We start from the raw sequence: 12,111 nt of genomic DNA, 5'->3' as shown, positions 1-12,111 counted from the left end.
GGGAAGCGCCGTCACGCCTGCTATTTGAAAATTTTGCCAAGCGGAAGAGGCATAGCTGCCGATGCAGTACGCCGTTTAGGTCAGCAGTGAGTATGTCTTACGTTTCCCGAATACCACTGTAAACAATTGTGATATCGTTAACAAGGTCGACGAAAGTATGGTTAAAACGGTGTAGCGACGATCCGCGCGACAAGATCGCCAAAATCATGGGTCATGCGCAACGCTGTGCCAAGCATCAGCTTGGCATCGAAGGCAACCGCAAGCACAAACTGGCTGTTCGTGCCGCCGACCCTGAGCACCACGACATTCGCATTTTCAGCGCTGACGATTGCGCTCAGACAACGACCGGCAACAAGCTCCCTGCTTGCCGTTTCGCATACCGCCAGCAGTGAGCTGATCATCGCGCCGATGCGGTTCTTGTCACCCGACGTGGAGAAAAATGCGGTCAGCGGACGACCATCGGAAGTCGAGACGATCATCGTCTGCACTTCGGTCATCTTCGCCGCAAATTGTGACATTTCCGCGTCAACCTGCTCGCGGATGAGCTTGATCTGGGCGTCAGTCCACTTCGGTGTCATGCGGCTTGTGTCCGTTGGCGATTGATCGCCATTGCTAGATTCGCTTCGCCGCGATTTTACTGGTCGTCACGAAGCCACGGCGGAATCCATAAAGTATCGATTCCACACACTGCGGTCGTTGCAACCGCAGTGTGTCAATACGCTTTAGCTACCGGAACGCGATGCTTTCTTGCGATCGTTTTCGGTCAGCGCACGCTTGCGCAGGCGGATTTCCTTCGGCGTGATCTCGACCAGTTCGTCTTCTTCGATGAACTCCAGAGCCTGCTCCAGCGTCATCTTGATGGCCGGCGTCAGCGGAATGGTTTCGTCCTTGCCGGCGGCGCGCATATTGGTCAGCGGCTTCGGTTTGAGCGCGTTCACGGTCAGGTCGTTGTCCTTCGCATGAATACCGACCAGCTGTCCTTCATAAACGAGGTCGCCATCGTTGCAGAACATACGTCCGCGTTCCTGCAAGCTCACCAGCGAATACGCTGGCGTCGAGCCAGTGCCGTTGGAAATCATCACGCCGTTCTGGCGTTTGGCGATCGCGCCTTCGGACTTCGGACCGTAATGATCGAAGACGTGGAACAACAAGCCGGAACCCTGCGTCAGTGTGCGGAATTCAGTCTGGAAACCGATCAGGCCGCGGGCCGGAATCTGGTAATCCAAGCGCGTGCGACCGCGACCGTCCGACTCCATGTTCTTGAGCGCACCGCGGCGCATGCCGAGACGTTCCATCACGCCACCCTGATGCTGTTCCTCGACGTCGACCACCAGCTGTTCGATCGGCTCCTGCAGCTTGCCATCGATTTCCTTGATGATCACTTCCGGACGCGATACGGCCAGTTCGTAGCCTTCGCGACGCATGGTTTCGATCAGCACCGACAGATGCAATTCGCCACGACCGGAAACCTGGAACTTGTCCGGGTCGGTGCCTTCTTCGACTTTCAGCGCGACGTTGTGCAGCGTTTCGCGTTCGAGACGTTCGCGGATCTGGCGACTCGTGATGAACTTGCCACCGCTGCGATCCTTGTTGCCGGCGAACGGCGAATTGTTCACCTGGAACGTCATCGTGATGGTCGGTTCGTCGACGGTCAGCGCGGGCAGCGCTTCGGGCGTATCGAGCTGGCACACGGTGTCGGAAATACTCAGACCTTCGATGCCCGAAATCGCGACGATGTCACCGGCATAGGCCTCGGGCACTTCGCGGCGTTCGAGACCCATGAAACCGAGCACCTGCAGAATCTTGCCCTGGCGTTTTTTGCCTTCGCGATCGACGATGCTGACCGGCTGATTGGTGCGCACCTTGCCGCGCTGGATGCGGCCGATGCCGATCAGGCCAACATAACTGTTGTAGTCGAGCTGGCTGATGCGCATCTGGAACGGGCCATCGGGATCGACGTCCGGCGCCTTCACGTGCTGCATGATCGCCTCGTACAACGGCACCATGTCGCCTTCGCGCGCTTCGTTGCTCAGGCTGGCGTAACCGTGCAAAGCCGAGGCGTAGACGACCGGGAAATCCAGCTGCTCATCGGTCGCGCCGAGGCGATCGAACAAGTCGAAGGTCTGATCCAGCACCCAGTCAGGACGTGCACCCGGACGGTCGATCTTGTTGATCACGACGATCGGCTTGAAACCCATGTCGAACGCTTTCTGCGTCACAAAACGCGTCTGCGGCATAGGGCCGTCCATCGCATCGACCAGGATCAGCACCGAGTCGACCATCGACAAAACGCGCTCAACTTCGCCACCGAAGTCGGCATGGCCTGGGGTATCGACGATGTTGATGCGGTTGTCGCGCCACGAGATCGCGGTGTTCTTGGCCAGGATGGTGATGCCGCGTTCCTTTTCCTGGTCGTTCGAATCCATCACGCGCTCGGCCAGCACGGTGCGCTCGCTGAATGTGCCGGACTGTTTCAGCAGGCAATCGACGAGGGTGGTCTTGCCATGATCGACGTGGGCGACGATGGCGATATTGCGGAGTTTTTCGATGGACATATGCGGACTCGCGGCGCCGACGGGCGGGGCCGCTTGGGAGTAATGGACGCCGTCAGGCGGGACAACCCGGGATTATAGCTGGCTTTTATGTAACTTTCCGCATCGCAGCACGTTTCGATCGTTTTTGATGGCATTCGCTAGCGGGCCGTTCATCTGCAGGTCGGGTATCATGTGCGTTTTCGCCGAGGAAAGATCATGAGCACAAGCAACGAACTCATCGCCGATTTCGCTACGTCGCGCGGCCATATTCACGTGCGCCTGTTCGCCGAGCAGACGCCGGTTACGGTCGCCAATTTTGTCAATCTGGTGCAGAACAAGTTCTATGATGGACTGAGTTTTCACCGCGTCATTCCGGATTTCATGATCCAGGGCGGCTGCCCGCTCGGTTCGGGCACGGGTGGTCCGGGTTATCGTTTCGAGGATGAAATCGTGCCGACCTTGCGTCACAGCAAGCCGGGCATTTTGTCGATGGCGAATGCCGGCCCCGGCACCAACGGCAGCCAGTTTTTCATCACCCACACGGCCACATCGTGGCTCGATGGCAAGCACACCGTGTTCGGTGAAGTGCTGTCGGCCGACGACCAGAAAGTAGTCGATCAGATTCGTGGCGGCGACAAGATCGAATCGATCACGATCAATGGCGATACCACCGCGTTGTTTGCGAAGACGCAGGCCAAGGTTGATAGCTGGAACGCGGTGTTGAAGAAATAGTTACGGATATTTATGTCGCAGCGTGCAAAAGATATCTGCTGGGCCTTGACCCAAGTCATCGTCTTTATTTGCACGTTGCGCCTATTTTTTCTCTATGCACCCTGGCAAGGCGCTTTACCTGTAACTGACGCACCCCTAGAGATTGCTGCAACTTTTCCCGCTGGGTGCCAAGCCTTCACTGTAAATCACGGGCAATACATCTGCTTCGAGTTGGGCACGCAAAGTCAAAATCCATTAGGCTATTGGCTTTGCACGTTCCTGTATTTTCTCGGCTGGGCCTTCGTCCTTTTTACCGGCATGACAGGCCGTGGTTTCCACAAGTTACTTTACGGTGGCCAGCGCGAGTCGCCTTAACGCTTGAACTCTAATGCTGAGGGCCGGGAGCACTTCAGGAAACATGGTGCCAACACTCGGCGGGAGAGGATAGTTCCTTCATGTTAATGGATGCCTAGCCGCAAATCGCCGAGTTCGCCTCGCTCCAAAAAAACAGCGCCGACATGAATTGTCGGCGCTGTTTTCAAAACCAGACTCTCAAATCAAGCGTGCGTGCGATTCGCCATCTTCGCCAAGGCAATCGTCAACGCAGCGCTGCCCAATGTTTTCACCAACCCGGCATGTTGCGCATAAAAATCGCTCATCGTGTCGATGATGCTCGGCGCGTGTTGCTCGGCCTGCGAGGCGGCTTGCTGCACTTGATCCGGCGTAATGGTCGAAGCTTGTTGTGGCGTGATGTTCGTGGCACCACCGCCTTGCACAAGCGCACCGAGTGGGCCGCCGAGGCTGGCCGCAACTTTCGGATCAAGCGAGCCGAGCAATTGATTCAGCATCGCGCTGCGCTGTTCCGGCGTGGCGTTGTTGAACATCGACGAAACCATCTGGCCGAACGGCGGCGTTTGATCCGAACGCATTGCCGCGGCAATGCCCTCGCTCACTACCGACGCCGGCGCGGCTGCAGCGATCTCGTGATAATGATCAGCCGCATCCGCATTGACCGGTGCGGTGGCGCCGCCGAGATATTGTTTCAATAAATCTGAAAATCCCATGACGCAATCCTCCAGGAATGATGAATCCGAATTAAGACGGTTTGCGCACCATGTGATAAACCGCCAGCAGCACGATCGCGCCGATCAGCGCGCCGATAAATCCGGCGGATTGTCCAACCGCGTACCAGTGCATCGCCTGCCCGACATAGGTGGCGATGAGAGAGCCGGCGATGCCAATCGCGGAGGTGATGAAAAAGCCGCTCGGATCGCGGCCCGGCGTAAGCATTTTTGCGAGAAAGCCGACGACAAAACCAATCAAGATAGTCCAGATAAGATGCATGGTGAATTTCCTCGTAAAGTAGGGAGGGTGCTGCATTCCGCAGTTGTTGCTGGTGCGAGGGATCGCTCGGCGACAGCGGCGCTAATGTAGTACCCGGCGTGGCGAATTGCACGCGAGTTACACAAGTTTGCACTTCGCCGATATTGACCGGCGCATTGACGAATCGCGATCAAACATTCATGCGGCGAGGGTGGGTCTGGTTTTTTCCAGATTTGGCAGGAACACGGTGATGATGCCGATCAGCGGCAGGAACGCGCACAGTTGATACACATATTCGATGCCGTGCAGATCAGCCAGATGTCCGAGCACTGCGGCGCCGATGCCGCCCATGCCGAAAGCGAAGCCGAAAAACAATCCGGAAATCGTGCCGACCTTGCCCGGAATCAGCTCCTGCGCATAGACCAGAATTGCCGAGAATGCCGACGCCAGAATCAGGCCGATGATCACGGTCAGCGCGCCGGTCCAGAACAGGCTCGCGTAAGGCAATATCAGCGTGAATGGCGCGACGCCGAGGATCGAGCACCAGATCACGTATTTGCGACCGATGCGATCGCCGATCGGCCCGCCGATCAAGGTGCCGGCGGCTACCGAAAACAGAAAAATGAACAAATATACTTGTGCACTTTGTACCGGAACACCGAATTTGTGGATCAGGTAAAACGTGTAATAACTGCTCAGGCTGGCCAGATAAAAATACTTCGAGAAGATCAGCAGGCCGAGTATCAGCAGTGACCAGAATATTTTCGAGCGCGATAAAACTGGCTGATTTGCGCGCCGCGCTTGCGGTTTGCCGCGCACGCCGTGGCGATGCAACTTGTACCAGTGGCTGACTTTCAGCAGCAAAAATATCGCGAGCAGCGCCGCCAGCGAAAACCACGCCACACTGCCACGTCCGCGCGGCACGATGATCCATGCGGCCAGCAGCGGCCCAAGCGATGAGCCCATGTTGCCGCCAACCTGAAACACCGATTGCGCGAGGCCATGGCGCCCGCCCGAAGCCATGCGCGCGACACGCGAAGATTCCGGATGAAATACCGACGAGCCCATGCCGACCAATCCGGCGGCGAGCAGCAACAGCGGAAACGTCGGCGCGACCGAAAGCAGCAGCAAGCCCAGCAAGGTGAAACCCATGCCGATCGGCAGCGAATACGGCAGCGGTCGGCGATCGGTATACAAGCCGACCGCTGGCTGCAATAACGAAGCGGTGATCTGATACGTCAACGTGATCATGCCGATCTGGGCGAAGCTCAAATCGAATCCGCTCTGCAGCACCGGGTAGATCGCAAAAATCAGCGACTGGATCATATCGTTGAGAAAATGCGATGCACTGATCGCGCCGAGGATGCCAAAGTCGGTGGAGTTTTCCGCCGCTGGAATCACCCCGGGAACTCTTGCTTCGATTTCACTGACTTGCATGGATGGTCCTTGATAAAACGGCCGCGTCGCGCTTAACGGATGCGCGCCAAAATAAGGGCGATCAAGCCGGATACAAGATGCCGAAAGTACTGGCACCATCCGCATCTTCGACCTACAGATTCGCGCACAAAAACGGCGCATGATTATGCGCTCTTTATGCTAGAATATTGCGCCGCAACACGGCGCTTCGATTCCACCCACCTCGAGAATCTCCCCATGCTGCAATTAGCTGAGCGTATGAGCCGGGCCAAGCCCAGCGCGATCATGGTCGTCGCCGAAAAAGCCAAAAAGCTCAAGGCTGCCGGCCGCGACATCATCAGTTTTTCGATCGGCGTGCCGAATTTTCTGCCCGGTGAACATGTGTATGCAGCCGCACGCGACGCGCTCGCGCACGACTCCGGGCAGTACGGCTCGAATCGCGGTTCCGATGCCTTGCTCGATGCGTTTCTGGTGCATCTGAAAGAAGGCGGATTCGACGGTTACGAGCGCAAGAATCTCGCGACCGGTGTCGGCGCAAAACATGTGCTGTTCAATCTGATGTACGCGTTGCTCAACGAGGGTGACGAGATTCTGATTCCGGTGCCGTACTGGACCAGCTACGTTGATATCGCCGATATTCTTGGCGCCAAAACCGTGCTGCTGCCATGCCCCGCCGAGCAGAATTACAAGCTCACTGCGGCACAACTCGAAGCGGCGATCACGCCGAAGACCAAGTTGCTGCTGTTCAACAATCCGTCGAATCCGACCGGCATGGTTTACAGCGAGGCAGAAGTCGCCGCGCTCGCCGACGTGCTGGTGAAACACCAGCTCTGGATTCTGTCGGACGACATCTACAACCGCATGATTTTTGATGGTCTGCAATACGCGCATCTGGTCAAGGCGCGGCCGGAGTTGCGCGATCGTGTGATCCTGATCGACTCGATTTCCAAAACCTACGGCATGCCGGGCTGGCGCGTCGGTTTGATCGCGGCGCCCGAGCAGGTGGCGTTGTCGCAAGTCACGTTGAACTCGAATCACATCACCAATCTGCCGGAAGTCGTGACTGCTGCGGCTACCGCTGCGTTGTCCGGCCCGCAGGATGTGCCGCGTGAGAAGAACAAGGATTTCTCGCGACGTCGCGATGAAGTCATGGCAGTGCTCGAGAGCATCCCCGGCCTGCATTGCCCGAAACCGCAAGGCGCGTTTTACGCGTTCCCGGATATTTCCGTCGCGTTCGGCAAACATCACGGCACTACCGTGATCGCCAACGATGTGGATTTCTGCAACGTGTTGCTGGATGTCAAAGGTGTCGCTTGCGTGCCGGGCAGTGCGTTCGGTGAGCCGAAGGCGATACGCATTTCGTATACCTGCAAGCCGGCCGAGTTGACCGATGGCCTGAATCGCATCAAGCAGTTTTTCGCCGAGTTGGTCTAGTTAATAGTCGCTCACACATCGTCTGCGAGACACGTCAATGCACGGCAAATTGCTCGCTCTGTTTATTGCGCTGATCAGTGGCGTGATGTTGTGGCAGCACAAGATCGAAGCGAAACGTGACGATCCGCGCCGTGATACCGGCAGCAACGGCATCGTGTTGCTGAGCGCGGAATGGTGCGGTTACTGCAAGGCGTTGCGCGCGTCGCTGGTGGCGCATGAAGTACCGTTTCGCGAGCTTGATGTCGAAACCAGCAGTGAAGGCCAGCGTGCTTACAGTTCACTGCGTGCGCATGGTATTCCGGTCACGGTGATCGGGCAGGACGTGGTTTACGGCTACGATCCGACGCATATCGATGGCCTGCTCAAACCACTCGGTTTTGCGATTCAATAAAATGTTTCAGGCATGCCGCCGCCGCAAAAAATCCGGCATGAGTTTGTCGAAAGTTGATCGAGATAGTTTGCAGTTATCGTGTGGTTCATCGTTCATTGATTGAGGACTTCGTCTTATGAAATCTCCTGTTCGTGTTGCAGTTACCGGCGCCGCTGGTCAAATCGGTTATGCCTTGTTGTTCCGCATCGCCGCTGGCGACATGCTCGGCGCCGATCAGCCGGTGATCCTGCACCTGCTCGAAATCACCCCGGCGTTGCCGGCGCTGCAAGGCGTGGTGATGGAACTGAACGATTGCGCGTTCCCGACGCTCGCTGGCGTGGTCGCTACCGATGACGTCAACGTTGCGTTCAAGGATGTCGATTATGCGTTGCTGGTCGGCGCGCGTCCGCGCGGCCCTGGCATGGAGCGCAAGGATTTGCTCGAAGCCAACGGTGCGATTTTTGCGCCGCAGGGCAAGGCACTCAGCGATCACGCCAAACGCGACGTCAAGGTGCTCGTGGTCGGCAACCCGGCCAATACCAATGCGCTGATCGCGCAGCAGAATGCGCCGAGCCTCGATCCGAAATGTTTCACTGCGATGGTGCGTCTCGACCACAATCGTGCGCTGAGCCAGCTCGCCGAAAAAACCGGTGCGCACACCACCGACATCAAGAAGGTCACGATCTGGGGCAACCACAGCTCGACCCAGTATCCCGATATCCATCACACCACGGTAAAGGGCAAGGCCGCGACCGACCTGATCGATCAGGCTTGGTACGCCGACACGTTCATCCCGGTCGTGCAGCAGCGCGGCGCGGCAATCATCAAGGCGCGCGGTGCATCGAGTGCAGCGTCGGCAGCGTCGGCAGCGGTTGATCACATGCGCAGCTGGGCGCTCGGTACGGCCGAGGGCGATTGGGTGTCGATGGGTATTCCGTCCGACGGCAGCTACGGCATCGCGCCGGGCGTGATCTACGGCTATCCAGTGGCGACCAAGGGCGGCAAATACGAAATCGTCCAGGGTCTGGAAATCAATGCCTTCTCGCGTGAGCGCATGGCTGCCACTGAGAAAGAGTTGCGCGAAGAGCGTGCCGCGGTCGAGCATCTGTTCGCCAAGTGATCTAGTTTCAAGGCTTTCTCCCGCGCCGTGACTTGGCGCGGGAGATTTGCTCCATGACTTTCGGCACAGGCCGCGTGATGCGGGTCGGCCTATGTTCGCCGACCTTGCAACTCGCCTCGGAATGGGGAATTCATGATGAAAAATTTCATGCTGGTCGTCTTGACTGCATTCGTTGCCAGCAGCGCCGCCTTCGCTGGCGAGGGCATGTGGACGCCGGATAATCTGCCGAAAAAGCAGTTGCAGGAAACCTACAAGTTTTCGCCGGATCAGAAGTGGATCGATCACGCCCAGCGCGCGGCGCTGCGTCTCGCCGGCGGTTGCTCCGGCTCGTTCGTCTCGCCGAACGGATTGGTGCTGACCAATCATCATTGCGTCAATTCCTGCGTGCAGCAGTTGTCGACTGCAGACAAGGATTTCATCAAGGCGGGTTTTTACGCCAAGCAGGAAAGCGAAGAAATCAAATGCCCCGAGATCGAATTGAACCGACTCGACAGCATCGGCAACGTCACCGAGCGCGTAAAAAAAGCCACTGCCGGCAAGAGTGGCGAGGATTACAGCAAGGCCGAAAAATCGGTGAAGTCCGATATCGAAAACGAGTGCGTTGGTCCGGCCAAGGAAACCACACGTTGTGATGTCGTCGACCTCTATCACGGCGGTGTTTACGACCTCTACAAATATCATCGTTTCCAGGATGTGCGGCTGGTGTTTGCGCCGGAACTGGCGATGGCGTTTTTCGGCGGTGATCCCGACAATTTCAACTTCCCGCGCTACGACCTCGACATGGGCGTTTTGCGCGCTTACGAGAACAACAAGCCGGCGAAAGTGGCCGAATATTTCCCGTTCTCGAAAAACGGGGCCGAGGAAAAAGAGCTGACGATTGTGGTCGGCAATCCGGGTGGCACCGATCGCCAGCTGACCATCGCCGAACTCGAATCGACGCGCGACATGGACACCATTCCGGCCTTGCTGCAGCTTGCCGAACGTCGTGGTGTGATCGAGCAGTTCCGTAGCCAAGGCGCCGAGCAATCGCGTATCGCGCAGAGTGACTTGTTCGGTATCGAGAATTCGTTCAAGGCATTGCGTGGCCGCTTGTTGTCGCTGCAGGATCCGGCGGTGTTCGAACTCAAGCGCAAACAGGAGACCGAGTTGCGCGATTACGTCAATGCCGATCCGGCACGTAAGACCAAATACGGCGCGGCCTGGGATGAAATCGCCAAGGCGATGGTGATCTATCGCAACATCGAAACGCGCTACAAGCTGATCGAGCGTTCGCAGGGCATAAGCAGTAAATATTTCAGCTATGCGCGCGCGCTGGTGCGAGGTGCTAGCGAACGTGGCAAGCCGAACAGCGAACGCCTGCGCGAATTCAGCGAATCGCGTTTGCCGAGCGTGACTCAATCGCTGTTCTCGACAGCGCCGGTCTATCCGCAATTCGAGAAAGTAAAATTGACGTTCGGCCTGACCAAGTTGCGCGAGAATCTCGGCGCGGACGATGTACTGGTCAAGCAGATTCTCGGCAAATCTTCACCGGAGGCGCTGGCCGATCAGTGGATCGCTGCGACCAAACTCGGGGATACCGACTATCGCAAAAAACTCTGGGACGGCGGTGCCGATGCGATCGCGAAATCCGACGATCCGTTCATCGTGCTGGCGCGCGACATCGATGCGCAAGCGCGCGCGATCCGCAAGCAGTACGAGAACGAAGTCCAATCCGTGGTCGACAAGAATTCGGAGTTGATCGCGGCGGCGCGTTTCGAGAAATACGGCACCAGCGTTTATCCCGATGCAACCTTTACCGAGCGTTTTTCGTTCGGCGAAGTGAAAGGCTGGGAGCTGAAAGGCCAATGGGTAAAACCGTTCACCGATATCGGCGGCGCATTTGCACGTGCCACCGGTTTCGAGCCGTTCGCGTTGCCGCAATCGTGGCTTGATGCCAAGCCGAAACTCAATCTGAATCAGCGTTTCGATTTTGTCACCACCAACGACATCATCGGTGGCAATTCGGGTAGCCCGGTGATCAATCGCAATGCGGAAGTCGTCGGCTTGGTGTTCGACGGCAATATCGAATCGCTCGGTGGCGATTACTGGTACGACGAAAGCGCCAATCGCAGCGTCGCCGTGCATAGCGGGGCGATCATCGAAGCGCTGCGCAATGTTTATCACGCTGAGCGTTTGACCAAGGAAATCGAGTCGGCGCGCAAGCACTGATTTCGCGCTCTGCGCACGAGTAAATAAATCGGGCTGGCTGATGTCGGCCCGATTTCGTAACACCGGATTATTGTTCCATTGCGGAGTCGCGCATGTTCATCGCTTACGGCATGAAACTTTCGGGCAACTGCTACAAGTTGCATCTCGCGCTGGAACAATTGCAGTTGCCGTATCGCTGGGTCGAGATCGACTCGATGCACGGCGCAACGCGCACACCCGAATATCTCGCGCTTAATGCCAACGGCAAAGTGCCGTTGCTCGGAATCGAATCCGGAAAATACCTGCCGGAATCGAATGCAATCCTGTGTTATCTCGCTGCCGATTCGGCGCTGTTGCCGAACGATCGTTACGAACGCGCGCAAGTTCTGCAGTGGATGTTTTTCGAGCAATACAGTCACGAGCCGTATATCGCCGTGGCGCGCATGATCAATGCATTCCTGCCTGCTGACGATAGTCGTCGTGCTGATCTGCCGCGCCTGCGCGAGCGTGGAAATCAGGCGCTCGCGGTGATGGAACAGCACCTCGCCACGCGCAGCTATTTTGTCGGCGAGCGCTACAGCGTTGCCGACATCGCGCTATATGCCTACACGCATTGCGCCACCGATGGCGGATTTGATCTTGCGAGCTATCCGGCGATCGGCCAATGGCTGGCCCGCGTCGCCGCGCAGCCAAGTCATGTGTTGTTAGGCAGCTAGCAAGCGGCGTTTTGTTGCGGAAATCGCGCCGCCAGAAAACTGGCGATTCGTGATGCAAAAATCAGACTCTCTGGACGTGTGGAATCGGCTGCACGTGCCGAGCTTCACGACGATTTTACCCGGCACCAATAATCCTCCGCGTAACTTTGTTTTTGATGACTACGTCTAATTGACGCGGCACAGCTATTGCATACGAATCGTGACCGGGGTCACACTTGGCTTGTTGCAAGGATCGAATCGCACATCCACGCTCGTTTGGACGACGTGGGCGAAGCGTATTCGGGCATTTATTATGGAGAA

General features: G+C 57.2%; 12 protein-coding genes. 7 read left to right on the top strand and 5 right to left on the bottom strand.

From position 1 onward, the window contains the following. Window positions 1-161: 161 nt before the first annotated feature. Window positions 162-578 (bottom strand): roadblock/LC7 domain-containing protein, encoded by a 417-nt coding sequence (locus ELE36_RS14855; protein WP_129834625.1) that lies wholly within the window; start codon window positions 576-578, stop codon window positions 162-164. A 144-nt stretch (window positions 579-722) separates the two neighbouring features. Further along, window positions 723-2,555, bottom strand: a complete 1,833-nt coding sequence (gene typA / locus ELE36_RS14850) for a translational GTPase TypA (RefSeq protein ID WP_129834623.1) — start codon at window positions 2,553-2,555, stop codon at window positions 723-725. A 195-nt stretch (window positions 2,556-2,750) separates the two neighbouring features. Between typA and ELE36_RS14845 the strand changes: the two genes are divergently transcribed. Next, complete coding sequence (locus ELE36_RS14845; RefSeq protein WP_129834621.1) at window positions 2,751-3,266, top strand: peptidylprolyl isomerase; 516 nt, start codon at window positions 2,751-2,753, stop codon at window positions 3,264-3,266. Window positions 3,267-3,278: 12 nt separating this feature from the next. Further along, window positions 3,279-3,620: a hypothetical protein gene (locus tag ELE36_RS14840; RefSeq protein WP_129834619.1), complete on the top strand. Its 342-nt coding sequence runs from the start codon at window positions 3,279-3,281 to the stop codon at window positions 3,618-3,620. Window positions 3,621-3,802: 182 nt separating this feature from the next. Here the strand turns inward: ELE36_RS14840 and ELE36_RS14835 are convergent, their stop codons facing one another. The 3 genes from ELE36_RS14835 to ELE36_RS14825 form a co-directional block, all read right to left on the bottom strand. Continuing rightward, window positions 3,803-4,309: a hypothetical protein gene (locus tag ELE36_RS14835; protein WP_129834617.1), complete on the bottom strand. Its 507-nt coding sequence runs from the start codon at window positions 4,307-4,309 to the stop codon at window positions 3,803-3,805. 31 nt (window positions 4,310-4,340) lie between these two features. Further along, window positions 4,341-4,589, bottom strand: a complete 249-nt coding sequence (locus ELE36_RS14830) for a GlsB/YeaQ/YmgE family stress response membrane protein (RefSeq protein WP_129834615.1) — start codon at window positions 4,587-4,589, stop codon at window positions 4,341-4,343. Between the two features lie 177 nt (window positions 4,590-4,766). Continuing rightward, window positions 4,767-6,005: an MFS transporter gene (locus tag ELE36_RS14825; protein WP_129834613.1), complete on the bottom strand. Its 1,239-nt coding sequence runs from the start codon at window positions 6,003-6,005 to the stop codon at window positions 4,767-4,769. Between the two features lie 216 nt (window positions 6,006-6,221). On the opposite strand from ELE36_RS14825, the gene ELE36_RS14820 reads away from it, so the two are divergent. From ELE36_RS14820 to ELE36_RS14800, 5 genes are all read left to right on the top strand, one after another. Next, window positions 6,222-7,418, top strand: coding sequence for a pyridoxal phosphate-dependent aminotransferase (locus ELE36_RS14820; protein ID WP_129834611.1), 1,197 nt, complete (start codon window positions 6,222-6,224; stop codon window positions 7,416-7,418). Window positions 7,419-7,455: 37 nt separating this feature from the next. Beyond that, window positions 7,456-7,809, top strand: a complete 354-nt coding sequence (locus ELE36_RS14815) for a glutaredoxin family protein (RefSeq protein ID WP_129834609.1) — start codon at window positions 7,456-7,458, stop codon at window positions 7,807-7,809. Window positions 7,810-7,924: 115 nt separating this feature from the next. Then, a complete protein-coding gene (locus ELE36_RS14810) occupies window positions 7,925-8,908 on the top strand; it encodes a malate dehydrogenase (protein ID WP_129834607.1) in 984 nt (327 codons plus the stop codon). A 135-nt stretch (window positions 8,909-9,043) separates the two neighbouring features. Next, entirely contained in the window at window positions 9,044-11,116 is a 2,073-nt protein-coding gene (locus ELE36_RS14805) for a S46 family peptidase (protein ID WP_129834605.1), read from the top strand. 92 nt (window positions 11,117-11,208) lie between these two features. Beyond that, window positions 11,209-11,811 carry a glutathione S-transferase family protein gene (locus ELE36_RS14800; protein ID WP_129834603.1) on the top strand — a complete coding sequence of 201 codons (603 nt, stop codon included), beginning with the start codon at window positions 11,209-11,211 and terminating at the stop codon, window positions 11,809-11,811. Window positions 11,812-12,111 lie beyond the last annotated feature (300 nt).

The sequence above is a fragment of the Pseudolysobacter antarcticus genome (assembly GCF_004168365.1).
GTDB classification, from domain to species: domain Bacteria; phylum Pseudomonadota; class Gammaproteobacteria; order Xanthomonadales; family Rhodanobacteraceae; genus Pseudolysobacter; species Pseudolysobacter antarcticus.
This window is presented reverse-complemented; position numbering and strand designations above follow the sequence as displayed.

Bases quoted from the DNA above. Each gene is read 5' to 3' on its own strand.
- ELE36_RS14825 (WP_129834613.1), bottom strand. From the start codon at position 6,005: ATGCAAGTCAGTGAAATCGAAGCAAGAGTTCCCGGGGTGATTCCAGCG.
- typA (WP_129834623.1), bottom strand. From the start codon at position 2,555: ATGTCCATCGAAAAACTCCGCAATATCGCCATCGTCGCCCACGTCGAT.
- ELE36_RS14830 (WP_129834615.1), bottom strand. From the start codon at position 4,589: ATGCATCTTATCTGGACTATCTTGATTGGTTTTGTCGTCGGCTTTCTC.
- ELE36_RS14800 (WP_129834603.1), top strand. From the start codon at position 11,209: ATGTTCATCGCTTACGGCATGAAACTTTCGGGCAACTGCTACAAGTTG.
- ELE36_RS14815 (WP_129834609.1), top strand. From the start codon at position 7,456: ATGCACGGCAAATTGCTCGCTCTGTTTATTGCGCTGATCAGTGGCGTG.
- ELE36_RS14810 (WP_129834607.1), top strand. From the start codon at position 7,925: ATGAAATCTCCTGTTCGTGTTGCAGTTACCGGCGCCGCTGGTCAAATC.
- ELE36_RS14840 (WP_129834619.1), top strand. From the start codon at position 3,279: ATGTCGCAGCGTGCAAAAGATATCTGCTGGGCCTTGACCCAAGTCATC.
- ELE36_RS14845 (WP_129834621.1), top strand. From the start codon at position 2,751: ATGAGCACAAGCAACGAACTCATCGCCGATTTCGCTACGTCGCGCGGC.
- ELE36_RS14835 (WP_129834617.1), bottom strand. From the start codon at position 4,309: ATGGGATTTTCAGATTTATTGAAACAATATCTCGGCGGCGCCACCGCA.
- ELE36_RS14820 (WP_129834611.1), top strand. From the start codon at position 6,222: ATGCTGCAATTAGCTGAGCGTATGAGCCGGGCCAAGCCCAGCGCGATC.
- ELE36_RS14805 (WP_129834605.1), top strand. From the start codon at position 9,044: ATGAAAAATTTCATGCTGGTCGTCTTGACTGCATTCGTTGCCAGCAGC.
- ELE36_RS14855 (WP_129834625.1), bottom strand. From the start codon at position 578: ATGACACCGAAGTGGACTGACGCCCAGATCAAGCTCATCCGCGAGCAG.